This window comes from Nostoc punctiforme PCC 73102, assembly GCF_000020025.1.
Taxonomy (GTDB): Bacteria; Cyanobacteriota; Cyanobacteriia; order Cyanobacteriales; family Nostocaceae; genus Nostoc; species Nostoc punctiforme.
On sequence record NC_010628.1, the window covers coordinates 188,828 to 204,233 of the forward strand.

The following is a 15,406-nucleotide window of genomic DNA, read 5'->3' on the forward strand; positions in this document are numbered from 1 at the left end:
ATCTCAGCATTACTATGTGCTACATCTAACTTATGTATAAACAATTATCCGAAATTCTGCTAGTTTAGTTAGTAGTTTGATTAAAATAAAGCATAAATTCCCTAAAATCAATATATTTATTCAGTAAATTTTGTCATCCCCATTCTTGAGTGAACTTGATTAGTTATGCTCCTAGATTTAGAAAGATTTTATCAGGCTTGCAATCCGAGCAGACCTCTAATCATAGGAAACGCCAGCGATCGCAGGTACTATATTGATTTTGCTGCGGTACGGGGTGGCAAAATCATCGAAGCTTTGCAGCGCACGATCGCTCGAATATCACCGGATGAACCAACTTGTCAGCTATTTACAGGACATCTCGGCTGTGGAAAATCAACGGAATTGTTGCGGTTGAAAGCTGAATTGGAAGCGCAGCAATTTCATGTAGTTTACTTTGAGTCTACCCATGTCTTAGAAATGGCAGATGTGGATGTGACTGATATTTTGTTGGCGATCGCAGGCCAAGTAAGTGAAAGCCTAGAAGCTATGAAAATCAGGCTCAAATCTACTTACTTTACCAAGTTGTTTGGTGAAATTGTGGATTTTCTGCAAACACCAATTGACCTGGGGGTAGAAGCAGAGTTGTCTGTGGGAATTGCCAAAATTACAGCCAAAACTAAAGAAAGTCCCCAATTGCGGCGGCGGTTAAGAGATTATTTAGAACCACGAACAGCAAATATTTTACAGTCAATTAATCAAGAATTGCTAGAACGTGCCACCAAGGAACTGAAAACTAAAGGTAAAAAAGGACTGGTGGTTATTGTTGATAACCTGGATAGAGTTGCAATTCGACCTTTGCCATCGGGGCGATCGCTGCCAGAATACTTATTTATTCAGCGTGGTGAACAGTTACGCAAACTAAATTGCCATGTAGTCTACACAATTCCTTTAGCCCTGACTTTCTCCAACGATAGCGCCGAACTTCAACATCGTTTGGGGGGAGGTGTCGCACCAAAAATGTTACCGATGATACCTGTACGTCTGCGCTCTGGAGAGATTTTTCCTCAAGGGTTAGCCATGTTGCGGCAAATGGTTCTAGCTAGAGCTTTCCCAGACATTTTACCTAGCGATCGGTTAGGCTTAATTACAGAGGTGTTTGATAGTTTGGAAACCTTAGATCGGTTGTGCTTGATTAGTGGTGGTCATGTCCGTGACTTGCTAGGGTTACTGTTTGACTGTCTGCGAGAACAAGATCCACCTTTTGAGCGGGAGTGTGTTGATTTGGTGATTCAAAGACAGCGAGATTACCGAGCCAACGCTATCGATCCTCAAGAGTGGGAATTAATCTTTCAGGTGGTGCAACAGCAACGGGTGAGAGGTGATATAGAATACCACACTTTATTGCGAAGTTTATTTGTATTTGAATACCGAGATCATCAGGGAGCTTGGTTTGCCGTCAACCCAGTTTTAGCAGAGACGGAAAAATTTAAATCATGGTTGAACGACACCCACAAGCAGATATAAGAGCGGCTAATGAGCGGGCTTTACGGAGTTTGGGGAGAGCAATTGCCCTTTCTAGCGGTCAATTTTCTCTGGTTTTGGTGTGCTGCAATTATCGAGTTTTACAAGAACTTATGCTGCAAAGACTCGAAGAACTCTCTTCAGGAGTACACCATATTCAAAAGGTAATTCTGCCGCATAATGCTAGAAGTCTTTACACAAGTATTCATTTACAACTGGTAACTGAAGAGAATCCGCCATCAGCGTTGATGATTTTGGGTTTGGAGTCAGTAGATGGAATCGACGATTTACTAAGGTCTATCAATCATATTCGTGATGAATTTCGCAAACGCCACCCATTCCCGATGATTTTGTGGGTGAATGAAGAAGTGTTGCAAAAGGTAGTCCGTTTAGCACCAGATTTTGCGAGTTGGGCGGCTACACCGATTCGGTTTGAGATGACAACTCAATCATTGCGGCAATTTTTGCAACAGGAAACGGATTCTTTATTTGCCACGGTGTTACCAAGCGATGCTGGACAACACCAACCTCCTCAAGTTGCAAAGCATTATTTCACTGTGGAGCAAGTCTGGAAAAATAGCTATGAACTCCACTTTGCTATTGGAGAGTTGCACGATCGTGGTATTACCTTAGAGCCAGAATTACACGCTAGTTTAGAGTTTGTTTTTGGTCTAGATAATTATATTAGCGATCGCATCAATACAGCTTTAAGCCATTTTCAGCAAAGCTTGCAAGTTTGGCAAAAGTTGGAAGAAATAGGGGGAGCAGGAGAGCGGGGGAGCGGGGGAGCAGGGGAGCAGGGGGATGAGAGGGTATTTTCTTCGTCTACACCTCCTAATCGCCCATCTCCTCTACTTCTGCGACAGGGAGTCTTGCTGTTTTATATTGGGCTGTGTTATTGCCGTTTAGCAGAGCAAAATCAAATAGAAAACCGTCGTCATTGGTACACAGCTAAATTTTATTTTCAGCAATGTTTGAATGTTTTACAGGTGGCTGGGCGTTTAGATATAGTTGCTGGGTTTATTAGTCAACTCGCTGAAGTTTTGCAATATCTGCAAGAGTGGGAAGAATTGCAGACTGTTGCCCAAAAGTCTCTGGAGTTGCATCAAACTTATGGTAGTCAAATTCAATTAGCTTGTGACTACGGTTTTCTGGCACAAGTGGCTGTGCAGCAGTCACGGTGGATACAGGCGAGTATATTAGCGCATGTATCGCTGCTAAAATTAGGTGAAGCGCAAAAGCACAACGATCCTTATAACTGCTTATTTCCATTACTGCTGGCGCAAATTTACTATTTAGTGTTGGCGAAAGCACAGAGAAATTTAGGTGAGCTAGTAATCGCTCATGAATACTTAGAAAAAGCTACAAAAGAACTGCCAGCAGCTTTAGAAAGCAGTGCCCATCAATACGATGCCCATCGTTATATTCGCTTATTGCGGACACTGCGATCGCTATACTTTGAAGAAGGTCGCTATTTGGAAGCCTATTACATTCGCCAGAAACGGCGTTCTGTTGAGCAGCAGTACGGCTTTCGGGCTTTTATTGGTGCAGGACGCTTGCAACCCCAAAGACAGGCGACAAACCCTGCATTGATGGCACCTTCTGGGAGTAGTAGCGTTGCTTTAGAAATTGCTGCTTCTGGTCGAGAGCGTGATATTAATAACTTAATTGGGAGAATTAGCCGCGCCGATCAAAAGCTGACGGTAATTCACGGTCAATCAGGTGTAGGTAAAAGTTCTACCGTAACGGCAGGTTTAGTTCCAGCACTGCAAAATCGAGCCATTGGCGATCAAATAGCTGTGCCTGTAGTACTGCAAGTTTACACCGATTGGGCGCGGGAGTTAGAGAAATCTTTAAGTCAGGCGATGTCTAGTGACGCATCCCTTGCCGTCTACGCTGAGATTAAGCTAGAAGCAAACATTGAAGCGGCGGAGGTTTTGCCCTACTCTCCTACACCGATCACCATCGTCAGAATTTTACAACAACTCCAACAAAATGCTGATAACCACTTGATCACAGTTTTAATTTTTGACCAGTTTGAAGAATTTTTCTTTGGTTATAGCGATCGCAAGCAAAAGCAAGAATTTGATAAATTTATTAGTGATTGTCTGAATATCCCCTTTGTCAAAGTTATCCTTTCCTTGCGAGAAGATTACTTACATCGTTTGTTAGATTTTAAACATCTCTCCGCACTGGAAGCGATTAATAATAATATTCTCGACAAGCATATTCGTTACCAGTTGAATAACTTTTCACCAGAATATGCTAAAGCAATTATCCAAAAATTGACCGAGCGATCGCAGTTTAATTTAGAGCCTGCTTTAATCGATGCCTTAATCGAAGATTTATCCACAGAATTTGGAGAAGTCCGCCCAATTGAATTGCAAGTTGTGGGAGCGCAAATTCAAGATGAACGCATTACTACTCTAGAAGAATATCAGCCATATAGACCCAACAAACTTATCGAGCGATATCTTAAAGAACTGATTAAAGACTGCGGCCCAGAAAATGAACGAGCCGCCTTACTCGTCTTATACTTATTAACAGATGAAAGTAACAACCGACCTTTTAAAACTCGTGCTGAATTAGCGGCACAGCTAGCAGAATTAGAAGATGCCAGCAAATTAGAGTTAGTATTAGACATTTTAGTAAGCTCCGGTTTGGTAGTACTATTCCCTGATGTACCAGAACGCTATCAACTAATTCACGATTATTTAGTAGACTTAATTCGCTACCTACAGCAACAAGAATCAAGTTTACAGGTACAACTAAATCAGTTGCGCCATAAAGTAGAACAAAGTAAAGCTGAAATTGAGCGGCTTAAAAGCGAACTTAGCCAAAAAAAGCAGCGTTCCACATTAGCAGATTCTCATCCCCAACAGGGATTAGATTTATTAACAGAATTGCGAGAATTACACAAGCGAGAAGAATTGAGTCAGTTACAAATTGAGCAATTACGAGCTGAATTAAAAGAAAAAGAATTAACAGCTAAACTTGCAGAAAGTCAAAAGAAACAAAGACTTAGCGAAGCTCAATTAAATCGTTCGTTGAAAATTGCCCTGACTGCTTCTGTTCTTGCCATATTGGGATTAAGTGTTTCCATAGTAACAGCAGTAGATAGTGAAATTAAAACCCTTAGTGCATCCAGTGAAGCCCTCTTTGCCTCACAAAAAGGTATTGATTCTTTAAAAGAAGGTTTAAGAGCGGGAAGAAAATTACAACAAATAGTTTGGGTAGATTCCTACACAAGAGAGCAAGTACAGACGGCGCTCTATCAAGCTGTTTCTGGGTTAAGAGAATATAACCGCTTGGAGGGGCATTTATCTGGAGTAAATAATGCTACATTCAGCCCTGACCGTTCTTTAATTGCTTCAGCTAGTGCGGATACTACAATTAAACTTTGGCTTCCTGATGGTAGCTTGTTCAAAACCCTATCTGGGCATGAAGATGTAGTGAATAGCGTCAGTTTCAGCCCCGATGGTCAAATTATTGCTTCCGCTAGTCAAGACAAAACGGTGAAACTTTGGAGTCGAGAGGGTGTATTACTTGTTACTCTATTAGGGCATCAGGGTGTCGTGAATAGTGTCAGTTTTAGCCCAGATGGACAGATTATTGCTTCTGCAAGTACAGACAAGACAGTAAAACTGTGGAGTCGGGATGGTAAACTGCTCAAAACCTTGCCAGGACATGATGGTGCAGTTTTGAGTGTCGCTTGGTCAACTGATGGACAAACCATTGCTTCAGGGAGTGCAGACAAGACAGTAAAATTGTGGAGTCGGGATGGGAAGCTGCTCAAAACCTTGCAGGGACATGAGGATGCAGTTAAAAGTGTAGCTTGGTCAACCGATGGACAGACTATTGCTTCAGCTAGTTTAGACCAGACAATCAAACTGTGGAATCTAGAGGGGAAATTACTGCGAACCCTATCAGGGCATAGTGCTGGAGTTACCAGCGTCAGTTTTAGCCGTGATGGTAATACCATCGCTTCTGCAAGTACCGACGAGACAATCAAACTTTGGAGTTTTGAAGGTGTGCTGCTAGGAACCCTGAAAGGACATAATAATTGGGTTAACAGTGTCAGTTTCAGCCCAGATGGTCGCACCCTAGCTTCTGCAAGTCGGGACAAAACTATTAAACTCTGGCATTGGGACGATGTGTTATTGCGAAAACCCAAAGCCGATAATGATGACTGGATAACTAGCATCAGTTTCAGCCCAGACGATCGCACCTTAGCAGCAGGGAGTCGAGACAAAACTATAAAACTATTCAGCCGCGAAGGTAAATTACTCCGAATACTTACAGGGCATCAAGGTCAAGTTTGGGGGGTTAGTTTCAGTCCAGATGGTCAAGCGATCGCTTCGGCTAGTAAAGATCAAACAGTAAAGCTTTGGGGTGCTGACGGTAAACTGCTCAATACCTTACAGGGTCATAATAGTACCGTCTTGAGTGTAGCTTGGTCGCCTAATAGTCAAATAATTGCCTCGGCTAGTAAAGATCAAACAGTAAAGCTTTGGAGTCGAGATGGTAAACTGCTCAACACCTTGCAAGGACATAAAGATGCAGTGAATTGGGTAAGTTTTAGCCCAGATGGTAAATTGCTAGCCTCAGCCAGTGATGACAAAACCGTAAAAATCTGGAGTTTAGATGGTAAATTGCTATATACCTTAATTGGTCATAGCCGCCGCGTAAATGGGGTTTCTTGGTCGCCTGATAGTCAAGTAATTGCTTCAGTTAGTATTGATAGCACAGTCCAACTTTGGAGCCGGGACGGTGGTTTACTAAATACTCTCACAGGGGATGGTGATAGTTTTATTAGTGTGAGTTTTAGCCCCGATGGTAAGACTTTAGCAGCTAGCAGTGATGACAAAATAAGAATTTGGAACCGAGAAGGGACATTACTGATCGCTTTAAAAGGCTATGAAGCTGAGTTAACCAGCGTCAGTTTCAGTCCTGACGGTAAGACTTTGGCTGCGGGTAGTGGTAACGGCACAGTGATTTTCCAGAATTTGGCAGATATCCAACTGGAAAAATTACTGGCACGGGGTTGTTATTTGCTCTATGATTATTTGCAGACTAACCAGAAAGTGATGAAAGGCGATCGCGCCTTGTGTTCTAGTAGGTGATAGCGTATTTATTTATCAAATTTACTTTTTAGTTTTACTTTTGCCTTGTTCTACTAATATGTTTACTAGTTCAATTTAATGTCTACTATTTAAAAACTAACTTTACAACATTCGCTAATTTACATTCATACTTTCTTCTAAAATTTTACTTATAAGTTGACCGCGAACATTACGTCCTTTTCTACTAGCAGTACCTTGATGTGTATAATAATAATATTGAGCAAACATATTTTTAGATACATCTTCTTTTTTATTTATATGTAGTTCTTCTTCTAAAGATTTTAAAGCATGAGCTAAAGTTTGCTCTTGAGGTAAATAACCATACTTGTTTTTAATTTTGATTAATTCAACCATTAAAGTAAACAAACTAGACTTCTTTATCCACAAACTATCTGGAGGGAGATTAGACTCAATAATTAATTTAGATGCTTCGTTAAAATTATTAGACATTAACTCTTTATTTGGATATTCATTATTATATTTTTCTACATAGGTCTTTACCTCTTTATCACTAGTAAAATAACCACCTTCTTCTATTGTTGACATAATTAGCAATACATATTCCAGGTCTTTCATACGAGAAAATTCACCTTCACTAAAGACCTCTAAACTAGTAAAAAGAGCATTATTTTCTAGAATATTTTTAGCAGTTGTGATGAACTCCCCTTCATATAATGAGTTGCTAATTTCTATTGCATTTAGTGCGTATTGTACAGAGTTGATTCTCTTAAAAACTTCTCTAATTTCACTTTCAGGAATTCTTCCTAAATCTCTAACGACAACTGTATAATCAAAAAAATCTGTTTTTTCTTGTTTAGACAATTTTTCAAACTTACTGATATTTTTGATAGTGAATTCTGGTGATGCTGTGACATATTGGTAGATTGTACTTAATCTTTGTTGACCATCTACGACAAGTGTTTTTGATGTTTGAATATCAAGATCGATTTCACCATCAGCTAGATATATTTCAGGGAAAGGAAGTTTTAATAAAATTGTTTCTATAAATTTTTCTTTATGTGCATTATTCCATACAAGCTTTCTTTGAAAAGATGGAGCAAGTATTAAAGTACCAGTTTTCATCATGTTGAATAAATCTAAAACTTTTTTATTAGTTGCAATACCATTTTTGCTCATTTTAAACATCCTCCTGTCTCAGTTTTTTGATATTCTGCATGTGATATTTTTCAAAGAGAGCGGAATTATAATAAATACCCCCTGCTATTTTTTGGGGTGTATATTTATAAGAGATTGATTTAAAATACTCAAACCACTCATTTGTACGAGAATATTTAAATGGAAATAAATCTGGTCTTAGCCATCCTTTAAAAAAATATTTTAAAAATTTTTTATACCTTTGTTCTTCTTTATCAGTTCTAGATACTAAACTTATGTCGAAATCATATAATTCTGACCAAAATTTTTCAAAAATTTCTCTAGATATAATAGCTATATCTATATCTGATTCTTCAGAGAACAAATTCCATAATTTACTTGGAGCTATACTAAATCCTAATTTAGCTGAACCAACCATCAATACACATTCTGGTCTTTCTTCAAAATAAGTAGCAATTTCATGCTTGAGGTCAAAATATTTACCTTCATCATCTTTAAAAACATAAGGTGTACCATGTATTATATATTTTTGAACAATTAATTTCTCTGTTAGAGAGTAATCACGTAATGCTGCTTTGAACATATCAATCTTTTGATTAATATGGCTTTGGTCAATTATTAAAGTCTGCCACATAGAGTATTTTATTTAATCAACATAACTTGAACCAAGTTTTTATAGCTAAAAATACATATACTAAATGCTAAAAATTACTAAGTCAATAAGTGTATATACCTGAATAAATAGTGATTTGATTTTTTAGCTTTGTTAGTCCGAACAAAAGACAACAGAAGTTACAAACTGTTAATAGTCACAGAATACAATCGGATAATTAAAATAGGTATTTTCACAAAAAGGCGATCGCACTACATTACCAATTGCGATCAGATCGCCTTTTGTTAACCAACCTCAAGCCGTTGTTTCAAAACTACGGCAGAAAAATCAGCCAGGACTCATAGACAAAGCTGTACATCTTGGTAGCATTGAGTGAAGTACCCGTCAGCAAGGGAGCGAGGGCGATGTATGCAAGCGTCACACAACCACTGACTTTTGAAGAGTTTCTTGCCTGGGATGATGGTTCAGGCAGAGAGTTTGAGCTATTAGATGGGATTCCCGTGCCATTATCAGAACCAAATGCAAATCATGAGGATTTGATCCAGCGACTGTGTGCCTACTTAGAAAATCACTACCAAGAAAATGACCTGTCTTATGTGCCGCGCCAGTCCAAGCAGGTTCGGCTCAAAACAGCATTAGGAGAAAAGGAAAAAAGCCGGAAAGCAGATATTGTCATATTTGCAAGAGTTGAATGGCAGAGGATGAGAACTATCTCTAGTTCTGCTGCTGCATATATTCCACCACCGGGAATCATTGAAGTCGTTAGCAACAACTGGAAGGACGACTATCTGACAAAACTTGCTGAATATGAAGACTTGGGCGTTTTCGAGTACATCATTGTAGACTATGCTGCTTTTGGTGACATTCGGTTCATTGGCTTTCCTAAGCAGCCAACCATTACAATCTACCAACTTGAAGGTGCAGAGTATTTACCTCCGAAGGTTTTTCGAGGGCAGGATCTAATTCATTCTAAATTGTTTCCGAACATTCCCTTAACTGCTGAACAAATTTTTGCAATGAGTCGCTGATTAGCAACCAAGAAATTTATTCTATAGCGGTTCCCAGATGGGTAAGGTACAAAAAAATAATTAACCACAGATGAACACAGACACTTGTACGGACACACTAGGGGCGAATTAATTCTTGTTTAGTCCACTAAGCGAGGACTTTCGCTATTAGCCGTAGGTTTCTAACCTATGACGGGTGATAGGTTCAAATGTAATATTATGGACTTAGGTATTTACACTATTGTAGAATGTTGGCATTGTCCACACGTCCGCCTCAGAATAAATTCTGCGGCTCATAGCGAAAGTCATCTAAAGCTGACTGAAATTATATGTCCTATAGCGATATAACAGTTTCAGCAGATTGGCCAGACGCATGACGAGGGCGAAGATGTAAGTTGATTTCCGTATCGAGCCGCTTGAGGAAAATGAGGAGTTTACCCTCGCTGAACCGTTGAAACTCTCCTTTCATCAAATGAGATACTTCTGGCTGGGGAATGCCAAGAAGTTCGCTGATTTCGCGCTGTTTCAGGTTGCGTTGAGAAAGGAGGCGCAGTACCTGAATCCCTATCTTGCCTCGCATAAAAAGTTCCGAAGCATCCTCTAAACCGAGATCAGCAAATACGTTGCCACTGCTTTCTTCAAAAACGGGTTCCTGTGTCATTGTTGTTTCTCCCTTGCCACTGCGTCTTTATAGCGTTGTTTAATCAGGTCAACATCAGCCTGTGGGGTTTTAATCCCCTGCTTTGATTTTTTCTGAAAAACGTGCAGAACATAGATTTTCTCTCCAATCTTTACCGCATAGACTGCCCTATAAGTATCGGTATCGTAGCGTTTGACGATTTCATACACGCTGCTTCCAACCCCTTTAAAAAGTTTGGCATCCATTGGTGTTTCCCCAGCTTGCACCAATTGCAGCGAATAGCCTAGTGATGCACGCACATCTTCAGGAAATGAGCGGATATTTTTGAGAGAGTCTCCCATCCAAACCAGAGGTCGTAAAGGAATTTCTATAATATCCTCGTCATCGTCCATTTTATATGAATTTTCCTATAAAATAAGTTAGACAATAGCATAAAATGTCCCGTGTGCGAACGGTGTATCGCGTTATATATATTAATTCTCGAAAAACTTGCTGCGGGTGAAACATCTGAGCAAATACTAGAAGCGCATCCGCGACTTACCGATGAAGGAATTAAAGCAGCTTTGGCATTTGCGGCTCAAGCTTTAAGGTATGATGTAGTTTATCCAACGATTGAGAAAGCTTTAATAAGTTTTTAGGGGACGAAAATTTAGATTGGCAAATCGTTGAACGTCTACGGCTTGATTGTTAAACTTCAGCAATCACAGGATGCGATTTATTGCTTGCCACTAGTTTGATGCGCGATCGCACTCCAAAAACTCCTAGCATGATAAATAACTCAACTTAAAATCGCTCAGGCGTTTTCCAGCTACTACGGTAAAAATAAAATCCCTATGACCTGCTACTACTCAAGGTCTTAGGGATTTCTTTGCTTACGGGACTGGTGCGGCTCGAACGCACGACCTGACGCTTAGGAGGCGTCCGCTCTATCCAACTGAGCTACAACCCCAACTATGAAGCACATATAATTATAGCAGTACTTTTACCGAGACTGCCAAACATTATGCCAAGAGCCGCCACCTACTTCTAAACCACAAAGAAAACTTTCTGCTTTTAAGATTATTTGAGATTTTCTGCCATTTATTTCTCGTAACTCTAAAGTTAACTTTCCTTGCATGGTGTCTCGGCAACAATATCTTAAACCTTCTGCTGTGGGCGCACGCAGAGGTGTACCAGCTAAATCTGTGGTTCCTGTCAATTCAATTTCATAATTAGAATTTGTAGCTTTCATTTGCCATCTAGCCCAAGGCTGAATTTCCCAGTCTACTTGTGAATTCCAGGGAACGAATTCATAAAACTTGTCTTGATAGTGCAACCCAATCATCGCTACAGATTCCATCCACCACAGCACACCCCGCCGTCCACCGCCAGCAGTTAATGCTAAATCGGGTTCGCCCTCAAAGCAATTACAATTTATCCAAAACCATTTTTGCGGAAAAGCACCACCCCAATTTTTCTCTCCATAAGCTGGGACGTTGGTGAATTCGTAGATTTTGCCATTCCAATCAATTTTCCCACTGGCTAAACCGTGAGCCATCAAAATCTGCCATCCGGGTTCAAAAATCTGCGAGAATGACAGCCAACCTGCGGTTGATTGCTGAATGCTATTTTTATTACCCCAACCGTATATTGGTTGAATTTCATACTCCCAACGGCAATAATTATTGGTTGCAAGTTCGCGAATTATTCCCTGATTCAAGGTGGCTGTGGCTTGATATCCTTCTTGAACATGATGCTCAAACTCTGCTGGTAAAAGGTACAGAGGAGCAATTTGTAAATCTGTTTTACCCCAATGGCCTAAACCCAAAACATCTCGACTACCCCAAAATTTTTTCACATCAGGAAAAGTACGGCATAAATATTCATCATCTGGGCCAAGGATTTGGGCTGCACCGCCACTGTGGGGTTTCCCGCCGATGGGGTCTTCGATGGAGTACATAAAGGCGAACGTTTGCTCAATTTCCGGTAAAGTGATGCGGTAATACCAGCCTTCAAAGAAACGGCGACTAGTACCATCCCAGTGATAACCAGAATGGGGCGTTTGGGTTGATTGGAGGAAATTGAGGGGAATAGTTAACATAGTATATAGTTGCGGATTTTTTCAGTATGCGCGATGTCTAACGACAAGCCGAAACGTCTACGCTCCGATATTAATCATGCTTATGAAATTCTTGGGCTAGAACCCGGTGCATCTCAAGCAGAGGTGAAGCGAACTTACCGTAAACTGGTAAAAATTTGGCATCCCGATCGCTTTTTCGATCAAAAGCAAAAACAGGAAGCTGAGGAAAAAATCAAATTAATTAACGTAGCTTACAACAAGCTCAAATCAGAAAATCCATCCGAACCTCCCACTTCTGAAAATCCCTCTTCATCTTCGCCTAAAAATCCCACAAAAATATCTGTCAATCGTTGGGATGCAGAAGCTTTCTATACTTTAGGCGTAGAGAATGCCACGGTAGGAAGATATGACGATGCGATCGCAGATTTTACCCATGCAATTCGTCTCAATCCTAACTATGTTGACGCATATAAATATCGTGGACTAGTTTGCTCCCAACTTGGATACGAATATAGAGCCGCTTCAGATTTAAATAAAGCTGCACAAATAGAACAAGGGTTAAAAAATCCTGGTGCTGCAAGGAGAGTGCGATCGCCTAGATATGTATCAAAGCCTAGGCCTCTGGTAGAAAGATTTTGTCAGGGGATTAAAAAGATATTGCGGCTAAATCGACGCTGGAGATGAAAAGCGCCATATTTTAAGATGCTTTGAATGGCGATACCATACTTTGAGTTAGTTAATACTTATGCTTGGGAATACTAAGTATATTGAGATTTGCTGCTGATTTTCTAGTATGAGCGATCGCTTTGATATAAATCATGTTTACAATATTCTTGGGTTAAAACCAGGTGCATCTGTTGATGAGGTCAAGCAAGCTTACCGTCAGATGGCTAAAACTTGGCATCCAGATTGTTTTTTCGAACCGCAGCAAAAGTTAGAAGCGGAAGAGAAAATCAAAGAAATCAATCAAGCCTATGCAAGGTTAAAGTCTTATCAGCCGGATGAGACAAATCAATCTGCTTCCACTTCTATCAAAATTGATTTCACTCCATCTAATGCTGAAAGTTTCTACAAACTAGGGATAGAGAAAGCTCAAAAAGAAAAATATACTGAAGCAATTGAAGACTTTACCCAAGCGATTCGTCTCAACCCCAACTACTTTGAAGCTTACAAATACCGAGGGCTTGCTTGCTCGAAACTAGGATATGAAAATAGAGCCGAGTCAGATTTTAGAAATTCTATACAACTGGAACTGAAACAGAAAAAAGCAGCACCCAAACCTACATCACCACCACCAAAGCCAGCAACGCCGCCACCACCCAAACCTACATCACCACCGCCAAAGCCAGCAACACCGCCACCACCTAAATCAGAGTCTCAACCTTCACCCTGGAAATGTGTACACACCCTGACTCATCTCAACTGGGTTTTTACAACTGCAATCAGTCCAGATGGTAAAACTTTAGCTAGTGGAAGTAGTGATAATACGATCAAAATTTGGCATCTCGACACAGGGAAATTACTACATACTCTCACTAGTCATACAAAATGGGTAAGATGCCTAGCCTTTAGCCCAGATAGCCAAACTCTAGTTAGTGGCAGTGATGATAGCACCCTAATGATTTGGCAAGTGTCTACAGGTAAATTACTCAAGACACTCAAAGTACATTCAACCCCAGTTTTTTCTGTAATCATTAGTCCAGATGGTCAAACTATCCTGAGTGGCGGTACAGACAGTACTATCAAGATTTCCCATATAGAGATGGGACAATTACTGCAAGTCCTCAAAGGTCATTCTGGCTTAGTTTACTCCCTTGCTATTTGCCCAAAACAACAGATTTTTGTAAGTGGCGGTGCGGATAATACCATTAAGCTGTGGAATTTGAAGAGTAACAAACTGCTGCAAACTCTCAACGGACATTCAGGCTGGGTGATGTGTGTCGCCATTAGCCCTGATGGAAAAATTTTAGCTAGTAGCAGTTATGACCAAACTATCAAGCTATGGAATATCAATACAGGTAAGGTAATTAACACTCTTGCCGGACATTGCAGCTATGTTTGTGCGATCGCTTTTAGTCCCGTTGGTCAGTATCTTGCTAGTGGTAGTGCAGATCACAGTGTAAAACTATGGGATGTTAACACAGGACAAGAACTTTACACTTTGAATAACCATTCTGATTGGGTTAACTCCGTCACTTTCAGTCCTGATAGCAAAACCCTAGCTAGTGGTAGTCGGGATATGACAATTAAGCTTTGGCAATGCGATATCTAAACACAAATTAAAAATTTAGATGATTTCAGTAATTTACTAGATTTTTTATCAATCCATCACCTGACAGTTTAATAACATCCATCTTTGGGATACTCTTTCTCTAGATTAAGTATTAACTTCCTATAGATAGAGCCACTTGTCCGATCTCAGAGGTTATTCTGACATTAACCAACAATTGGGTAATAAAACAAACTCAATATTTATCAGCAACATAGATTTTTAAACTCATTAAAACCTCTTTTTCTTACAAAGTTTTAGTTTGTCAACATCATATCGAGGAGTGAAATCAATAGTTATGTCTATTCCCAATGAACGCGAAATCAAAAACAGTGAAATTAAGCAAGAATCTTACACTGATACTAATGGTAATATTCACACTGACTTGACGCGAACTACAGAAACAGTCAAGAACAGTACAGCTAATCCCAACTCTTACACTAACGGTTACGTACAAGGTCGAAATACCGAGCGTAGCTACCAGCAAGCTGATTTAGCCGAGCGTGACAATGAAAATGCTAGCCGTGGTTTGCTGTTAGGTATTATTGTTACTTCTCTAGTTGGTTTGATTGTAGGTGGGGTCTGGTACTTCAACCAACGCAATAACGCTGCGGTTGACACTACTGTGCCGGTCTTAGTTCCTGTACCAAGTAATAATAGTCCAACTCCTAGTGCTTCTCCTCAACCACAAACGAAGATAATCGAAAGAATCAGAGAAGTACCTGTTCCTGTCCCTGTTCCACAACAGCAGGTTACACCTCAATCTGCACCTCGCCAACCAGATATTAACATTACTATTCCACCCCAACAGTCTGCGGCAGAAAAAGCACCTTCTGTAACTCAGCCAGCCCCGAAAGCAACACAAAGTCCGGCGACAAGTCCAACTAGTAATACTGCCACTCCAGGTACGAAAGGTGATAGCACTAAAACCACTTCACCTCAAGGAGTAGACCAGTCAAACAGTACATCGAATAATGGTTCTTCTACCGCAAATGATGCTACAACAGGCGGTCTGCTCAATAACGGCTTCTGAACTTCTAGCCCACTTGCTTAGATGCTGGCATTAACGCCAGCATCTA

The 15,406-nt window shown here is 40.3% G+C and carries 12 protein-coding genes and 1 tRNA gene; 7 read left to right on the plus strand and 6 right to left on the minus strand.

The window, feature by feature from the left end:
* Positions 1–165: 165 nt before the first annotated feature.
* Positions 166–1,503 (plus strand): P-loop NTPase fold protein, encoded by a 1,338-nt coding sequence (locus tag NPUN_RS00755; RefSeq protein WP_012406970.1) that lies wholly within the window; start codon positions 166–168, stop codon positions 1,501–1,503.
* Positions 1,473–6,623, plus strand: a complete 5,151-nt coding sequence (locus NPUN_RS00760) for a WD40 domain-containing protein (RefSeq protein ID WP_012406971.1) — start codon at positions 1,473–1,475, stop codon at positions 6,621–6,623. The genes NPUN_RS00755 and NPUN_RS00760 overlap by 31 nt, the downstream gene beginning before the upstream one ends.
* A 114-nt stretch (positions 6,624–6,737) precedes the next feature.
* On the opposite strand, the gene NPUN_RS00765 is transcribed toward NPUN_RS00760, so the two are convergent.
* Positions 6,738–7,760 carry a DUF262 domain-containing protein gene (locus NPUN_RS00765; protein WP_012406972.1) on the minus strand — a complete coding sequence of 341 codons (1,023 nt, stop codon included), beginning with the start codon at positions 7,758–7,760 and terminating at the stop codon, positions 6,738–6,740.
* A gap of 1 nt (position 7,761) precedes the next feature.
* Positions 7,762–8,373: a hypothetical protein gene (locus NPUN_RS00770; RefSeq protein WP_012406973.1), complete on the minus strand. Its 612-nt coding sequence runs from the start codon at positions 8,371–8,373 to the stop codon at positions 7,762–7,764.
* A gap of 383 nt (positions 8,374–8,756) precedes the next feature.
* Between NPUN_RS00770 and NPUN_RS00775 the strand changes: the two genes are divergently transcribed.
* The gene (locus NPUN_RS00775; protein ID WP_012406974.1) at positions 8,757–9,380 is read left to right on the plus strand and encodes a Uma2 family endonuclease; all 624 of its coding nucleotides are present in this window, start codon (positions 8,757–8,759) and stop codon (positions 9,378–9,380) included.
* Positions 9,381–9,693: 313 nt separating this feature from the next.
* Here the strand turns inward: NPUN_RS00775 and NPUN_RS00780 are convergent, their stop codons facing one another.
* Positions 9,694–10,020 (minus strand): helix-turn-helix domain-containing protein, encoded by a 327-nt coding sequence (locus NPUN_RS00780; protein ID WP_012406975.1) that lies wholly within the window; start codon positions 10,018–10,020, stop codon positions 9,694–9,696.
* Positions 10,017–10,391: a type II toxin-antitoxin system RelE/ParE family toxin gene (locus tag NPUN_RS00785; protein WP_012406976.1), complete on the minus strand. Its 375-nt coding sequence runs from the start codon at positions 10,389–10,391 to the stop codon at positions 10,017–10,019. The genes NPUN_RS00780 and NPUN_RS00785 overlap by 4 nt, the downstream gene beginning before the upstream one ends.
* Before the next feature lie 51 nt (positions 10,392–10,442).
* Here NPUN_RS00785 and NPUN_RS00790 point away from each other — a divergent pair, with 51 nt between their 5' ends.
* Positions 10,443–10,637, plus strand: a complete 195-nt coding sequence (locus NPUN_RS00790) for a DUF433 domain-containing protein (protein ID WP_012406977.1) — start codon at positions 10,443–10,445, stop codon at positions 10,635–10,637.
* A 237-nt stretch (positions 10,638–10,874) separates the two neighbouring features.
* On the opposite strand, the gene NPUN_RS00795 is transcribed toward NPUN_RS00790, so the two are convergent.
* Positions 10,875–10,948, minus strand: a tRNA-Arg gene (locus NPUN_RS00795).
* A gap of 33 nt (positions 10,949–10,981) precedes the next feature.
* Positions 10,982–12,079 (minus strand): tocopherol cyclase family protein, encoded by a 1,098-nt coding sequence (locus NPUN_RS00800; protein WP_012406978.1) that lies wholly within the window; start codon positions 12,077–12,079, stop codon positions 10,982–10,984.
* A gap of 33 nt (positions 12,080–12,112) precedes the next feature.
* Between NPUN_RS00800 and NPUN_RS00805 the strand changes: the two genes are divergently transcribed.
* From NPUN_RS00805 to NPUN_RS00815, 3 genes are all read left to right on the plus strand, one after another.
* Positions 12,113–12,742: a J domain-containing protein gene (locus tag NPUN_RS00805; RefSeq protein ID WP_012406979.1), complete on the plus strand. Its 630-nt coding sequence runs from the start codon at positions 12,113–12,115 to the stop codon at positions 12,740–12,742.
* Between the two features lie 109 nt (positions 12,743–12,851).
* Positions 12,852–14,330, plus strand: a complete 1,479-nt coding sequence (locus NPUN_RS00810; RefSeq protein WP_012406980.1) for a WD40 domain-containing protein — start codon at positions 12,852–12,854, stop codon at positions 14,328–14,330.
* A 295-nt stretch (positions 14,331–14,625) separates the two neighbouring features.
* Positions 14,626–15,360, plus strand: a complete 735-nt coding sequence (locus NPUN_RS00815; protein WP_012406981.1) for a hypothetical protein — start codon at positions 14,626–14,628, stop codon at positions 15,358–15,360.
* The last annotated feature ends 46 nt before the right edge of the window (positions 15,361–15,406 follow it).

Bases quoted from the DNA above. Each gene is read 5' to 3' on its own strand.
- NPUN_RS00755 (WP_012406970.1), top strand. From the start codon at position 166: ATGCTCCTAGATTTAGAAAGATTTTATCAGGCTTGCAATCCGAGCAGA.
- NPUN_RS00760 (WP_012406971.1), top strand. From the start codon at position 1,473: ATGGTTGAACGACACCCACAAGCAGATATAAGAGCGGCTAATGAGCGG.
- NPUN_RS00765 (WP_012406972.1), bottom strand. From the start codon at position 7,760: ATGAGCAAAAATGGTATTGCAACTAATAAAAAAGTTTTAGATTTATTC.
- NPUN_RS00770 (WP_012406973.1), bottom strand. From the start codon at position 8,373: ATGTGGCAGACTTTAATAATTGACCAAAGCCATATTAATCAAAAGATT.
- NPUN_RS00775 (WP_012406974.1), top strand. From the start codon at position 8,757: ATGTATGCAAGCGTCACACAACCACTGACTTTTGAAGAGTTTCTTGCC.
- NPUN_RS00780 (WP_012406975.1), bottom strand. From the start codon at position 10,020: ATGACACAGGAACCCGTTTTTGAAGAAAGCAGTGGCAACGTATTTGCT.
- NPUN_RS00785 (WP_012406976.1), bottom strand. From the start codon at position 10,391: ATGGACGATGACGAGGATATTATAGAAATTCCTTTACGACCTCTGGTT.
- NPUN_RS00800 (WP_012406978.1), bottom strand. From the start codon at position 12,079: ATGTTAACTATTCCCCTCAATTTCCTCCAATCAACCCAAACGCCCCAT.
- NPUN_RS00805 (WP_012406979.1), top strand. From the start codon at position 12,113: ATGTCTAACGACAAGCCGAAACGTCTACGCTCCGATATTAATCATGCT.
- NPUN_RS00810 (WP_012406980.1), top strand. From the start codon at position 12,852: ATGAGCGATCGCTTTGATATAAATCATGTTTACAATATTCTTGGGTTA.
- NPUN_RS00815 (WP_012406981.1), top strand. From the start codon at position 14,626: ATGTCTATTCCCAATGAACGCGAAATCAAAAACAGTGAAATTAAGCAA.